7 protein-coding genes are annotated in these 13,207 nt (G+C 58.9%); 4 read left to right on the top strand and 3 right to left on the bottom strand.

Going from position 1 to position 13,207, the window contains the following annotated elements; all coding sequences use genetic code 11:
- Positions 1 to 395 precede the first annotated feature (395 nt).
- A complete protein-coding gene (locus WH299_RS02930; RefSeq protein ID WP_339549564.1) occupies positions 396 to 5,144 on the bottom strand; it encodes an NEL-type E3 ubiquitin ligase domain-containing protein in 4,749 nt (1,582 codons plus the stop codon).
- Positions 5,145 to 5,263: 119 nt separating this feature from the next.
- Positions 5,264 to 6,898: an AMP-binding protein gene (locus WH299_RS02925; protein WP_339549563.1), complete on the bottom strand. Its 1,635-nt coding sequence runs from the start codon at positions 6,896 to 6,898 to the stop codon at positions 5,264 to 5,266.
- 150 nt (positions 6,899 to 7,048) lie between these two features.
- Here WH299_RS02925 and WH299_RS02920 point away from each other — a divergent pair, with 150 nt between their 5' ends.
- Genes WH299_RS02920 through WH299_RS02905 form a run of 4 tightly spaced genes read left to right on the top strand, consistent with a single transcriptional unit; the run spans position 7,049 to position 12,575 of the window.
- Entirely contained in the window at positions 7,049 to 8,212 is a 1,164-nt protein-coding gene (locus WH299_RS02920) for an isovaleryl-CoA dehydrogenase (RefSeq protein WP_122729145.1), read from the top strand.
- An 11-nt stretch (positions 8,213 to 8,223) separates the two neighbouring features.
- Positions 8,224 to 9,831, top strand: a complete 1,608-nt coding sequence (locus tag WH299_RS02915; RefSeq protein ID WP_339549562.1) for a carboxyl transferase domain-containing protein — start codon at positions 8,224 to 8,226, stop codon at positions 9,829 to 9,831.
- A 15-nt stretch (positions 9,832 to 9,846) separates the two neighbouring features.
- Positions 9,847 to 10,653, top strand: a complete 807-nt coding sequence (locus WH299_RS02910) for a gamma-carboxygeranoyl-CoA hydratase (RefSeq protein WP_028616898.1) — start codon at positions 9,847 to 9,849, stop codon at positions 10,651 to 10,653.
- Complete coding sequence (locus WH299_RS02905; protein WP_339549561.1) at positions 10,650 to 12,575, top strand: acetyl/propionyl/methylcrotonyl-CoA carboxylase subunit alpha; 1,926 nt, start codon at positions 10,650 to 10,652, stop codon at positions 12,573 to 12,575. Before WH299_RS02910 ends, WH299_RS02905 begins: the two co-directional genes overlap by 4 nt.
- Here the strand turns inward: WH299_RS02905 and WH299_RS02900 are convergent.
- Complete coding sequence (locus WH299_RS02900; RefSeq protein ID WP_339549559.1) at positions 12,572 to 13,204, bottom strand: LexA family protein; 633 nt, start codon at positions 13,202 to 13,204, stop codon at positions 12,572 to 12,574. The two genes, WH299_RS02905 and WH299_RS02900, sit on opposite strands and share 4 nt — an antisense overlap.
- Positions 13,205 to 13,207 lie beyond the last annotated feature (3 nt).

Below are 13,207 nucleotides of genomic sequence, written 5' to 3'. Positions count from 1 at the left end.
ACTCTGACATAACAAAAACAACACGGCAGAGACGCAGCTAACAGATTTTTTTGGAGAAGATGTGCTTCGCAGGGTACGGCGTGCCGAAACCCGCAACCGGTTAGAGAAAAATAAAACTACCTCAGGTAGCTACCCACTGGTTGGATCGTTAACGAAGAAGCAGATCAGCGCTCAAAAAAATACGTTTGCTCTTGACCCCGGATGGGGGTCGCCAAAAACAGCGGTAAAGGGTAACGGTTGCCAAAAACAACAATAGACCGCCCCTCAATAATAAAAAAAGAGCACGCAACGACAAATTAAAGGGGACCTTCGGGTCCCCTTTGTGCTGTCTGTCGGAATGCTTATCAGGCGATGCGTTCAAGCTTGTTGGCCCGCCCCTCGTGGGCGCATCAAATTCAGACCTGAGCGCCGTGCGTCGCGCCGACTTTTTCAAGCACGCTTCGTGTCAAGGTTTGTAGATTAAGCCTTTCCTCTCGCGCCCGCTCGGCACCGAGCAGCTTCATTTCGTCATTGTAAAAAACACTTTGCATCGAGCCATCCACCAGTATCTCATCCCGGGTCTTGCCCAACAGGCTCGCCAGTCGGTCGACCACCTCATCATGTTTTGCCTGCCAGGCATCTTTTGTCGCTTGATCTGCAGCGTTATCCTGAGCGTCTTGTAATGCTGAAAGTTCATCCAACGCCGCGCTTTTTTCGTCTATTTCCTCAATAACCAGCTCCATCAACGACGCGAATTCTCGTGAGTAGTGGCTGCGAAGATGTTTCTCCCAAAACGCCCTCTCCAAAAAAAAATCAACCTTGTTGCTGATAACACGCTCATCCACGAGCACTTGTGCATAGGCATCATCGATAGCTGCCTGGCTCACATTAGCTTGCCGAGGAAACAGCATGCCGCGGGACTTGACCGGTAACCCAAGCCTGTCCGCCAGCCTGGTTCGATAGGCAAGAATGACTTCGACCTGCTCAGCAAAACCACGCCCTCGCGCTTCGACATCCCGCTGAGCGATGACGTCTACCAGCTTCAGGCGAAATAGCTGTTCGGCAGTGGCAATAAGCTTGCCTTCCGCATCTCCCTCTCCTGCCATCTCAAGCGCCTTGGCCGCCAACAGCTCACTTTCCAGGTTCATGAACTCAACCGAACTGCCGTCACCACAAGTGATTCGATCATCAGCGGCCTTGAATAACGACTCACGAATGGCCTGGCTTTCCTTCGCGGCTTCAAGCATCTCCCAGACCCGCTCCGCCATTGCAGGACGGGTCACCCCAGAGGCGTATTCGGCGCAACGGGTGGTGTCTGCCAGCACGGTGAAAAACGCATCCGACTGAGGGTTGAGCTTGACCTCATCCCAAGTCATGCCCCGGCGGACCCGCTCAGTTACGGGAGAGTCGTGCAGCCAAAGCTCTCGCGCTTCGTCGTGCGTAACGTGATCGCCCCATTGAGCCGGATCCAACGGGTCAAGTCGAAGACGTGCACGGGTCGCTGCCGAAAACGGATTGTCATGCAAGTTGATTCGATCCAGATGCTGGTAAGCGTACTCAGGCAAAGTGGTGATTCGATTTGAATGCAGGTCGATCATGGCCAGGTTGGTCAACTGCTCAGCGCCAGCGGGAAACGTTGTGGTTCCAGTGTTCGCCAGGTAAATCTGGATAAGATTGCGCAGCCCGTGCAGATTGGCCACCCACCCCAATTGGCGGTTACCGGAGAGCCTGAGAATCTTCAAACTCTGCATGCGTTCCAGGCGCATACGGCTCTGTTCGGTCAGTCGGATAGCGTTATTACTCAAGTCGAGCTTGGTCACCGCGCCGTCAGCAAACTCCGGCAACCGGGTGAGGTGGTTATCGCTCATATTCAGCCAGCGCAAGCGCCTGAATGAACTCAGAAAGGGCAAGGAAGCATCTGTCAGCGCCATTCGAGGTAAAACCAAACTGCCCACATGGTCCATATTGGCGGTGATCGGGGGTAACTCTCCGACAACCTCGTCGGACAAATCGAGAATGTGACCGATGGGCGTTTGATCTGAGGCGAACGCTTGCGGGGAGGTCCGCCGCCAGACTCCTTTCAGGGTATTGGCGACTCTGCGCCGGTCCCTGGCAGAACCAACCGCGCCCGCCTTCTGCTCCCAGTCCTTCAAATCGGCATTAAGTTGATTGAACTCCTGCTCAAGCTGCTCCAGTCTTGCCAACATCCCAGCATCGTCAAGCTCGCTGAGGCCCAGCATCTCTTCTACCGCTTCGATGGACTTAGACGGATAGAGCTTTGCCGCTTTCATTTCACACACAAAAGGCCGGCGGCCAGCGCCTCTCAACGGGCTTAGTGGATAACCAAAACGTCCGTCAGCGAGGCGCATTGGCGGTTTATACCCTGGTTTCACAGGCTGCATTTTCAGTAACTTGCGCAATTGATCACGCGGCATCAGCGGCTTCTGCTGCAGCGCTTGTTTCAGGCTCGCGCCACGGTCACCGGCCGTCAACTTCATCACCGTCAAATCCTCTGGCGAAACCGCCGCCTGTATAGCTCCATAGATATCGGCCTGCTGGTTCAATACTCCGAACTTGTCATCCCGTACTTCATAAAGATTTTGTGGGCCAAACTTGATCAAAAGTCGCTTCGCCGCCACACCCTCCGGCCCTATGGAGTCGACAACGCGCTCACCTCCTTCGCTGGTCTTTTCCAGCACCTCGATGCGCAGGTCAGATGGCCAGCCAGGCAGCGTCTTCACGCTATGCAGAACCATACGTTGCGTATCGTCATTGCCCAGGGTCTTGCGATAGAGCCCTTCGTAAGCCCGCGCCAAGCGTACTTCTTGTTGATAGCAGCGGGCCTCCTCTGCCAAACGCAACGGTACGCGTTGGTGCTGCTCGATCATCTGCACTTCAGCCTTGCTGGCGTGGCTCAACAGCTCTTGCGCCACACTATCGGGCAGCGATCCGAGCAACCGTTTGAGCAATCCGACCGCTGCACCGCTTTCGCTCTCGGTTGCCGCATAACGTTGCGCAAAAAGATCGGCCTGGTGTTTCGCCAATAATGACGCCCTGACACCCGGTTTTTTTTCACTCGCGATTGTCTCGTCGATGTCAAAACGCTTGAGAATGTCTGCCAATAGACCTGGGACGCGCCCCTGGTCTACATGCATCTTGCGCAACATGCTGCTATCCACCGCAGCCATTTGGCAGATGCGCTCAAGCTTTAAGGGTTGCTGTCCAAGTCTCTGCGCCACTGGCCCCAGGCGCTGCATCAATTGCGGCGTGGTCCATGTCAGCGGATTTTCATGTTCATGTATCCAAGCCCCAGCCTCCGTAAGGCGAACCTGCGGCGAGTAGGCTGAAGGGTTTTGCGGATGCACAATCCGGTAGGTGTTACCGGTGCCCGACGGCTCCACCAAGTAATGCCCGTCGTTTTCCGCCAGGTATAAATTATCGTCGTGTTCAAACAACCCGTTTGCATTGGCCTTCAAGGATTCGGGCAGTGATACCTGTCGCAGGTAAGGTTTCAGCCCAGGCGCATACAAACGCACATTGGCGTCAGGACAACGGACGTGTGCCAGTGCCTGGACAAACGGGGTCTTGATCATCGGCAACAGCTTGGCGCCTACAACTGCCGTCGTCACATTAAAGGCTACGGCCGAAACATGCGCCCACGCCTCTTTCATGTCGCCCTCTTCCCAAGCCTCTGCGCCCGTAGCAATCTCATAGAGCATTTGCACCGCGCCAATCAGCAGCATCAACGGCGCCAGTTGCGGGACGACGAATGAGGCAACATTCACCACGGTCAACGCAACACTGGCCAACGACATCAACCATGCGTTACGGGCGTTGTCATCGGCACTGGCGGTGGATACCACCATCGCCCGTGCATTGCTCAATATTAAATCGACTTTTTGCAGAGAATGATCACCCCACGTCCTAGGCATGCTGATGCCATAACCTGTTGACCAAGTACCGGTGCTTGTTTTTTCAGGGTCGAAATCTTCGTCTTCGGCATACATATTGAGTTGATCAAGGTGAAGTTTCACGCTACTAAAAAATTTCGTTTGTTGCTCGTAGGGCACATACTGGCTGAAAAACCGTCGATACTCGCCCGAGCACAATCTTTCGACGAGATCAGTCTGTAGACCGCCAAGACCGGCGTACTCTTTCAACTCACAAATAGGATCTCCAGGAATAAAGACAATACAAGGTTCCCTGTGAAACACTTTGACGCCCCGCACATACCCGAATGTCAGGGGCCCGATAACAATGATCTGCTTTAGCTCAACATGCAGCATATTCAAGTTTGAAAAATGTACACTCTTGCCTCTCCACGTCACATCAGCCTTCCAAAAAGCCAGCTCTTTTAATAGCGTGTAGGCGTCTTGTTTTATATTGCCGAGCTCCAGCGCTACTTCAGCGGCGAATAATATCTGTTGCCTCGTTGAAGCCGTGATTCGACTACGCACCCTTGCGGCATCGTTGTCTGAAACTCCCTCAGGCTTGTCCGGCGGTTTGACAATTGACGTTACATGCGCCAAATACAGCTTGCCCAAATCCAGGTCTCGACATAAGCCGGCAAACACATGAGGCTTGAGAGGGTCACTACGCGCCAGCACTGCCCCTGCGTTGAACGTCGTTGGTGCGGGCCGCCGATGAAAGTCGTAATGCGTGATAAGGCTGGAATCGTCGTCATTTGATTCAACGGCCTCATTCGCGGAAAAGTTCTGCAGGGCCGCCTCTATCAAGCTGAGGCCTGTGTAGTAACAATACCCTGTTGCTTCAACGCCGAAGACCTTTGAGCGATCAGCCGCCATGAATTCCTTACGCGCAAAAAAAACACGTTTTACATCAATGAATCGCCCGGTTTTCTGTTGTATCGCTGCCTGCAGCAAGGGTTCGGCGAATTCGATAGCACCTTTTAAATCCTTTAAAATCCCATCCAGCATATTAAGCGCACCCATACTTCTCTGATGGGCCGCTTCCAAGACTTTCCGTCTGTCCGGGGACAGCGTTTTATACCAGTGCGGAATATTCAACTCCCACTCATGTAACGCTTGTTTGCGCTTGACTGTTGCAGCGCTGTACCACGATGACAGGCGCGCCTGCACAACGACGCCATGAACACTGCGCGTATCGTTTACCGGATTTTTTCCACTTTGTTCAAGGTCTGCCATGTGGCGAACTCTAATTGGCCGAATGAACGGTCAATATGTGATATTCGAGTGCCAACAGAGAGGTATATAAGCACCTTCAGCCCTGCCCCTTATAAGCTGGCAGGACTGGCAATCCATCATTAACGATGAAGCCCATAATCGCCAATACTGATCTCGCGCATGCGGAATTTCTGGACCTTGCCCGTCACCGTCATCGGAAACTCATCCACGAACTTGAAGTACTTGGGCGTCTTGAAGTGCGCGATACGTCCCTTGCACCACGTCTGGAGCTCCAGCTCACTGGCCAGATGGCCCGGATGGAACTTGATCCACGCAACGATCGCTTCACCGTAGCGCTCATCCGGAATGCCAATGACCTGCACATCCGCCACCGCCGGATGGGTGAAGAAAAACTCTTCCAGCTCACGCGGGTACACGTTCTCGCCGCCACGAATGATCATGTCCTTGTTGCGCCCGGCGATGCACACGTAGCCATGGGTGTCCATGCTCGCCAGGTCGCCGGTGTGCATCCAGCCGGCGGCGTCGATGGCCTCGCGGGTGGCGTCGGGGTTGTTCCAGTAGCCGAGCATCACACTGTAGCCACGGGTGCAGAGTTCGCCGATTTCGCCGCGCACAACGGTGTTGCCGTCGGCGTCGATGATCTTGTTTTCAAGTTGCGGCTGAGTGCGGCCAACCGTGGTCACGCGGCGCTCCAGATCGTCATCCGCGCCGGTCTGCAAGGACACCGGGCTGGTTTCCGTCATGCCATAGGCAATTTGCACTTCGCTCATATGCATCTCGCTGATCACGCGGCGCATGACTTCGATGGGGCATGTGGCGCCGGCCATGATGCCGGTGCGCAGGGTAGACAGGTCGAACTCGCCAAGGCGCGGGTGATCGAGCATGGCGATGAACATGGTGGGCACGCCGTACAGGCCGGTGGCGCGTTCTTCGGCGACGGCGCTGAGGGTCAACAGCGGATCAAAACCGTCATTGGGATAGATCATGGTGGTGCCGTGGGTGATGCAACCCAGGTTGCCCATGACCATGCCGAAGCAGTGGTACAGCGGCACCGGGATCACCAGGCGGTCCTGCGCGGTCAAGCCCAGGCTTTCGCCGACCATGTAGCCGTTATTGAGGATGTTGTGGTGGCTGAGGGTGGCGCCCTTGGGGAAGCCGGTGGTGCCGGAGGTGTACTGGATATTCACGGGTTGGTCGAAATGCAGGCTGGCCTGGCGGCTGTGTAACTCTTCGGGTGAGACGCCTGCACCGAGGGCCGATAGCTGCAACCAAGGCATGAATCCTGGGGGAGGACTGGGGTCGAGGCTGATCATGCCGCGCAGGTCGGGTTTCAATTCCTGCAACATCGCGTGGTAATCGGACGTCTTGAACGACCCGGCGCACACCAGCCACTGACAGCCGGATTGCTTGAGCACGTAGTCCAATTCACTGCTGCGGTAGGCCGGGTTGATATTCACCAGGATCACGCCGAGCTTGGCACTGGCGATCTGGCTGATGCACCACTCGGCGCAATTGGGTGCCCAGATGCCCAGACGATCGCCGGTCTGCATGCCCAGGGCGAGAAACGCACGGGCGTGCACATCGACCGCTTCGGCCAATTGCCGCCAGGTGTAGCGGCGCTGCTGATGACGCACCACCAAGGCCTCACCCTCGGGGAATTGCGCGACGGTTCGGTCAAAGGCTTGGCCAATGGTCATGGCCAGCAAGGTCTTGTCCTGGGAGCCACGGCTGTAGCTCTGGTTTGGTTGATCCATAACGACCCCTGTTGTCTTTTTTGTAGGTTGACGTAAACGTAAACTACGATTGACAGCATCGCAACGCAAGCTTACGTTAACGTAAAGGTGAGCGCCCTCCCCTGGCGCGCCCTCCACACAAAAACAACGCTCACATTAAGGTGCCTGTCCATGAGTTACCCGTCCCTGAACTTCGCCCTCGGTGAAACCATCGACATGCTGCGCGACCAGGTGCAGTCCTTCGTGAGCAAGGAAATCGCGCCGCGCGCAGCACAAATCGACAGTGACAACCTGTTCCCCGCCGACCTGTGGCAGAAATTCGGCGACATGGGCCTGTTGGGCATCACCGTCCCGGAAGAATACGGCGGCGCCGGCCTGGGTTACCTGGCCCACGTGGTAGCGATGGAAGAGATCAGCCGTGGCTCGGCCTCGGTGGCGTTGTCCTACGGCGCACACTCCAACCTATGTGTGAACCAGATCAACCGCAACGGTAACCACGCACAGAAACTCAAGTACCTTCCCAAACTCATCAGCGGCGAACACGTCGGCGCCCTGGCCATGAGCGAGCCGAATGCCGGTTCCGATGTGGTCTCGATGAAACTGCGCGCCGACAAACGCAGCGATCATTATGTGCTCAACGGCAGCAAGACCTGGATCACCAATGGCCCCGACGCCAGCACCTACGTGATCTACGCCAAGACCGACCTGGAGAAAGGCCCTCACGGCATCACCGCCTTCATCGTCGAGCGTGACTGGAAAGGCTTCAGCCGCAGCAACAAATTCGACAAGCTGGGCATGCGCGGCTCCAACACCTGCGAGCTGTTTTTCGATGACGTTGAAGTACCCGAAGAAAACATCCTCGGCGTGCTTAACGGCGGCGTGAAAGTGCTGATGAGCGGCCTGGACTACGAACGCGTGGTGCTGTCCGGCGGCCCCACCGGGATCATGCAAGCCTGCATGGACCTGATCGTGCCCTATATCCACGACCGCAAGCAGTTCGGCCAGAGCATTGGCGAATTCCAGCTGATCCAGGGCAAGGTCGCCGACATGTACACCCAGCTCAACGCCAGTCGCGCCTATCTGTACGCGGTGGCCCAGGCCTGTGAGCGTGGCGAAACCACGCGCAAGGATGCGGCCGGGGTGATCCTTTACAGCGCCGAACGCGCCACGCAGATGGCACTCGACGCGATCCAGATCCTGGGCGGTAACGGCTATATCAATGAATTCCCTGCCGGTCGGCTGCTGCGGGACGCCAAGCTGTATGAAATCGGCGCCGGCACCAGTGAGATCCGCCGCATGCTGATCGGTCGCGAACTCTTCAACGAAACCCGCTGAAGGAGCGCACCATGGCCACCTTGCATACCCAACTCAACCCACGTTCGGCGGAGTTTGCCGCCAACAGCGCAGCGATGCGCCAACAGGTCGACGCGCTGCACAGCCTGCTCGCTCACGTGCAGCAAGGCGGCGGCGCCAAGGCCCAGGAGCGGCACACCTCACGCGGCAAACTGTTGCCCCGCGAGCGCATCAACCGTTTGCTCGACCCCGGCTCGCCGTTCCTTGAACTCAGCCAACTGGCCGCCCATCAGGTGTATGGCGAAGACGTGCCTGCCGCCGGGGTGATTGCCGGGATCGGCCGGGTGGAAGGCGTCGAATGCATGATCGTCGCCAACGACGCGACGGTGAAAGGCGGTTCCTACTACCCGCTCACCGTGAAAAAACACCTGCGCGCCCAGACGATCGCCGAGCAGAACCGCCTGCCGTGCATCTACCTGGTGGACTCCGGCGGCGCCAACCTGCCGCGTCAGGATGAAGTGTTCCCCGACCGCGAACACTTCGGGCGGATCTTCTTCAACCAGGCCAACATGAGCGCCAAAGGCATCCCGCAGATCGCAGTGGTAATGGGCTCGTGCACCGCCGGTGGCGCCTATGTGCCGGCCATGGCCGACGAAGCGATCATGGTGCGCAACCAGGCCACCATCTTCCTTGCCGGCCCGCCGCTGGTGAAAGCCGCGACGGGTGAAGTGGTGAGCGCCGAAGACCTCGGCGGTGCCGATGTGCACTGCAAGATCTCTGGCGTCGCCGACCACTATGCCGACAGCGATGAACACGCCCTGGCCCTGGCCCGGCGCAGTGTGGCCAACCTCAATTGGCGCAAACAGGGCGAGTTGCTGCAACGCCCGCCCGTGGCGCCGTTGTACAGCAGCGAAGAGTTGTATGGCGTGATCCCGGCCGATGCCAAGCAGCCCTTTGATGTGCGCGAAGTGATCGCACGGCTGGTGGACGGTTCAGTGTTCGATGAGTTCAAGGCGCTGTTCGGGACCACGCTGGTGTGCGGCTTTGCACACCTGCATGGCTACCCGATTGCGATCCTGGCCAACAACGGCATCCTGTTTGCAGAAGCCGCGCAAAAAGGCGCGCACTTTATCGAACTGGCCTGCCAGCGCGGCATTCCGCTGTTGTTCCTGCAGAACATCACCGGCTTCATGGTCGGCCAGAAGTACGAAGCCGGCGGCATTGCCAAGCACGGCGCCAAGCTGGTCACCGCCGTGGCCTGCGCCAAGGTGCCGAAGTTCACGGTGATCATCGGCGGCAGCTTTGGCGCCGGTAACTATGGCATGTGTGGCCGCGCCTATGACCCGCGCTTCCTGTGGATGTGGCCGAATGCACGCATCGGCGTGATGGGCGCCGAACAGGCGGCCGGCGTGCTGGTGCAGGTCAAGCGCGAGCAGGCCGAACGCGCCGGCGTGGGGTTCAGCGCCGAAGAAGAGGCCGCCATCAAGCAGCCGATCCTCGACCAGTACGAAACCCAGGGCCACCCCTACTACTCCAGCGCGCGCCTGTGGGACGACGGTGTGATTGACCCGTTGCAGACCCGTGACGTGCTGGCCCTGGCCTTGTCCGCTTCGCTGAATGCCCCCATCGAGCCGAGCCGCTTCGGCGTGTTCCGCATGTAAATGGAGCTGTATCCCATGAGCGACTTCAACACCCTCGAACTGATCACCGACCGCCGTGGCTTTGCCACGCTGTGGCTCAGTCGTGAAGCCAAGAACAACGCGTTCAACGCCGAAATGATCCGCGAACTGATCATTGCCCTCGACCACGTACAGGGCGATCCTTCCCTGCGTTTTCTGGTGCTGCGTGGGCGCGGCAAGCATTTCAGCGCCGGGGCCGACCTGGCCTGGATGCAGCAATCGGCCGAGCTGGATTACCACACCAATCTGGACGATGCCCGTGAGTTGGCCGAGTTGATGTACAACCTGGCCAAGTTGAAAATCCCGACCCTGGCGGTGGTGCAAGGCGCGGCCTACGGCGGTGCGCTGGGCTTGATCAGTTGCTGTGACATGGCGATTGGTGCGGACGATGCGCAGTTCTGTCTGTCGGAAGTGCGCATTGGCCTGGCGCCGGCGGTGATCAGTCCGTTCGTGGTGCAAGCCATCGGCGAGCGTGCAGCACGGCGCTATGCGTTGACCGCTGAACGCTTTGGTGGCCAGCGGGCTCGGGAGATCGGTTTGTTGGCGGAAAGCTATCCGATCAGCGAGTTGGATCAACAGGTCGAACAGTGGATTGCCAACCTCCTGCAAAACAGCCCGGCGGCCATGCGCGCCAGCAAGGACTTGCTGCGCGAAGTGGGCCACGGCGCCCTCACCCCGGCCCTGCGCCGCTATTGCGAAAACGCCATTGCGCGCATTCGTGTCAGCGCCGAAGGCCAGGAAGGCCTGCGCGCCTTCCTGCAAAAACGTCCACCCAGCTGGCAATCGCAGGAGCCGCGTTCATGAGCACGTTGACGACCCTACTGGTGGCCAACCGGGGCGAGATTGCTTGCCGAGTGATGCGCACCGCCAAGGCCATGGGCCTGACCACCGTGGCGGTGCACAGCGCCACTGACCGCGATGCGCGCCACAGCCGTGAGGCGGATATCCGCGTCGACCTGGGCGGCAGCAAGGCCACTGACAGCTACCTGCAAATCGACAAACTGATCGCTGCAGCCCAGGCCAGCGGTGCCCAGGCGATCCATCCGGGTTACGGTTTTTTGTCGGAGAACGCAGGTTTTGCCCGCGCGATTGAAGCGGCCGGATTGATCTTTCTCGGCCCGCCCGCCTCGGCCATCGATGCCATGGGCAGCAAGTCGGCCGCCAAGGCCTTGATGGAAACCGCCGGGGTCCCCTTGGTACCGGGTTACCACGGCGAAGCCCAGGACCTGGAGACCTTCCGCGCAGCCTGCGAGCGTATCGGCTATCCCGTGCTGCTCAAGGCTACGGCGGGTGGCGGCGGCAAGGGCATGAAGGTGGTCGAGGATGTCAGCCAGTTGGCCGAAGCCCTGGCCTCGGCACAGCGCGAGGCACTGTCGTCCTTCGGCAATGGGCAGATGTTGGTGGAAAAGTACCTGCTCAAGCCACGCCATGTGGAGATCCAGGTGTTTGCCGATCAGCATGGACATTGCCTGTACCTCAATGAACGTGACTGCTCGATCCAGCGTCGTCACCAGAAGGTTGTCGAAGAGGCGCCAGCACCGGGACTGAGTGTTGAACAGCGCAAGGCCATGGGCGAAGCCGCCGTGCGCGCCGCCCAGGCCATCGGCTATGTCGGCGCAGGCACCGTGGAGTTCTTGCTGGACGCACGCGGTGAGTTCTTCTTCATGGAGATGAACACTCGGCTGCAAGTGGAGCACCCGGTGACCGAGGCGATCACTGGCCTGGACTTGGTGGCCTGGCAAATCCGTGTCGCCCAGGGAGAGGCGTTGCCGATCACCCAGGAGCAGGTGCCGCTGGTCGGCCATGCGATCGAAGTGCGGCTGTATGCCGAAGACCCGGCCAATGACTTCCTGCCCGCCACCGGTCACCTGGCGCTGTACCGCGAATCCGCACCGGGCCCTGGGCGCCGGGTGGACAGCGGCGTGGAGCAAGGCGACAGCGTGTCGCCGTTCTACGATCCCATGCTCGGCAAGCTGATTGCCTGGGGTGAAGACCGTGAACAGGCGCGGTTGCGATTGTTGGCCATGCTGGAGGAGTTTGCCATCGGCGGGCTCAAGACCAACCTGGGCTTCTTACGGCGGATTATCGGACACTCGGCATTTGCGGCAGCCGAGTTGGATACCGGGTTCATTCCGCGCTATCAGGAGCAGTTGCTGCCGGCGCCTGGGGAATTGAGTGATGAATTCTGGCAAGCGGCGGGCGCGGCCTTCATTCAGAGCTTGCCGAAGGGTGATGGACCTTGGGGGGAGACGCGAGGGTTTCGTGCCGGGTTGCCTGCCGAAGTTTCGCTGCATTTGAGCTGCAATGGCCAGGATCGGTTAGTCACGCTGGCCTCGGATGCGCCGAACTTGCGAGGCGAACAGTTGCTGATCGAGCAACAAGGCGTGCGTCGCAGCCATCTGGCAGTTCGCAGCGGCACCCGCGTGTTTTTGCTCTGGGACGGCGAGATGCAGGGCGTGACAGTGTTCGACCCGATTGCGGCGGTTGAGGCCAACCAGTCCCATCAAGGCGGCCTGACGGCGCCGATGAACGGCAGTATCGTGCGGGTGCTGGTGGAAGTCGGCCAAAACGTTGAGGCCGGCACGCAACTGGTGGTGCTGGAGGCCATGAAGATGGAACACAGCATCCGCGCGCCTCAAGCCGGGGTGATCAAGGCGCTGTTCTGCAAGGAAGGTGAAATGGTTGCAGAAGGTTGCGCGTTGGTGGAACTCGAACCGGCCGGCTAGAACTTTGCCGTGGCTTGCACAACGACGCCCAGGATGTGGCAGTCATCAGTGAATGGCTGCTTTGGGTAGGTGGGATTGAGCGGCACCAGGTAGAGCTGGCCGCTTTCTTCCAGCAACTGGCGGAAGGTCGCCTGGGGGCTCGCGGCCCATTGGGCGACCACCAGCTTGCCAGGCTCGGCCTGAATGGCCGGGTCGACCAGGATCAGCATGCCCGCGCTGACGCTCAGCCCGCTGGGCGCGGTCATAGCGTCGCCGCTGACCGGCAGCCAGAACGCTTCGCCCTGGGCATGGTAATCGGTAAGTTCAAAGCGGGCAGCGCAATAGGCCGCACGCTCTTCACGGACCTCGCACAGCCCGCTCCAATCGCTGACCGGGTAGCGGAAATACGGGGTGTAGTGCTTCTGCACAGGCACTTCCTCGGCCCGCTCGCGAATGTCCAGCGCGACTTCCAGATACCCCAACCCCAACGCCGCCAACACCCGATTCATATCCACTACGCTAGGCGCACGGCGTTTATTGAGCCAATGCCCCACGCCGCCTTGAGACATGCCCAAGCGCTCAGCCAATTCACCCTGCGTGACCTTGCGGTCTTCCATGTTGGCCTTGACCAACGCTATCCATTTATCCATGGG

This window comes from Pseudomonas sp. MYb541 (assembly GCF_037479595.1).
In the GTDB taxonomy this organism is placed as follows: domain Bacteria; phylum Pseudomonadota; class Gammaproteobacteria; order Pseudomonadales; family Pseudomonadaceae; genus Aquipseudomonas; species Aquipseudomonas canadensis.
The sequence above is the reverse complement of the archived record's forward strand: the minus strand, read 5'-3'. Positions and strand labels throughout refer to the sequence as shown.